Consider the following 1,359-nt stretch of genomic DNA (forward strand, 5'->3'; position numbering starts at 1 on the left):
GTTTGCCTTTTGATGGCGCATACCATTGCGTAGCAGGATCAAACCAAATAGCAATATTTCCGCGACTCATGAGTGCTCGGTTATATGCGGGCCAATTGGTTGTGCGGTAGATTTTGTGTGTAGGCTTCTTCATTTGAAAATTATATCGCTGAAAAACCCTTTACAGATAGGTTTGTGCAACAAAGCCCTTTGTTTCTATCATGATCAAAACATTCATGCTGTGCATCCTGCTCTCAGCCTGAACAGCGGATTCGATTTTGATAAAGGTACAGTCACTGTCTTTGTGCAGTGTGTGAATTGGAATAGTCCTTCTGTGAGGGCTGTTTCGAATAACTCTTTTATAGAAAGTGGGGATGATTATCTTTTTTTTTTGATCCCAAATGCTTTTCTCCATGCTAGTGGGCAGGTGCCATATTTTTCACGGAAATTCTTTCTAAATGACACAGTATTATTAAAACCTGAAAGCTCGGTTATCTTTTCGATAGACAAGTTTGTCGCTTCTAAAAGTTCACAACTTAATCTGATTCTTTCAGTATTCAGCCAATCGACTAAGGTCATACCTGTCGCTTTCTTAAAGTGCCGTGTGAACGTCCTGCGTGTCATATGTGTCCGTTCAGCGAGGCTTTCAATATTATGTTGTAAGGCTAAATTCTTTCTTAAAAAATCAAGTAATAGGTTAATTTGTGCATCTTGGCTCGATTCTGCGACTGGCTGTTCAATAAACTGAGTTTGCCCACCTTCACGGTGAGGCGGGATCACCATTACTCTAGCAACTTTATTCGCAATTCGTGCATTATAGATTTCACGTACCAAGTACAAGCAGCAGTCTAACGCTGCGCCTGTTCCAGCAGAGGTTACGATCCTTTGGTCTTCTACATACAGGGCGTCATTATCAAGTTGAACCTGTGGAAATCGTTCACTAAAATCCTGTTCAGCCATCCAGTGCGTAGCTGCTTTTTTATGGTCAAGCAGCCCTGCATATGCCAATGCATAAGTTCCGTAGCATAACCCTACAATTCTAATTCCAGCTTGATATGCACAATTTAGGGCATCGATAAGTACTTTTTCAGGTTTGTGATTAAAATCATCCCATCCAGGAATAATAATAAGATCCAATTGTTTAATAAGTTCGATCCCCCCATCAGGGATAATCATCATAGACTGTTCTGTTTTTACGGGTTGGCCATCTATAGAAAAAATTCTCAGATCAAATAAGCGTTTATCTTCAATCTTGATATTGAAAATGATATGGGGGATAGAGAAGTGAAATGGATTTATATTGGGATATACGAACAATCCAATCACTGGTATAGCCATTCAATCTACCTCTCTAAAATAATAAATATAGCATGTTGTCCC

1 protein-coding gene and 1 pseudogene are annotated in these 1,359 nt (G+C 39.6%); both read right to left on the minus strand.

Annotated features, from left to right (window positions below; all coding sequences use genetic code 11):
• Nucleotides 1–133 (minus strand): annotated as a pseudogene (locus MF4640_RS19220) (IS5/IS1182 family transposase); the annotation flags it as partial.
• A 224-nt stretch (nt 134–357) separates the two neighbouring features.
• A complete protein-coding gene (locus MF4640_RS18715; RefSeq protein WP_010326911.1) occupies nt 358–1,317 on the minus strand; it encodes a GlxA family transcriptional regulator in 960 nt (319 codons plus the stop codon).
• Between the last annotated feature and the right edge of the window lie 42 nt (nt 1,318–1,359).

The organism is Acinetobacter sp. MF4640 (genome assembly GCF_002018895.1).
In the GTDB taxonomy this organism is placed as follows: domain Bacteria; phylum Pseudomonadota; class Gammaproteobacteria; order Pseudomonadales; family Moraxellaceae; genus Acinetobacter; species Acinetobacter johnsonii.

Coding starts and splice junctions, on each gene's coding strand:
- MF4640_RS18715 (WP_010326911.1), bottom strand. CDS start 1,317: ATGGCTATACCAGTGATTGGATTGTTCGTATATCCCAATATAAATCCA.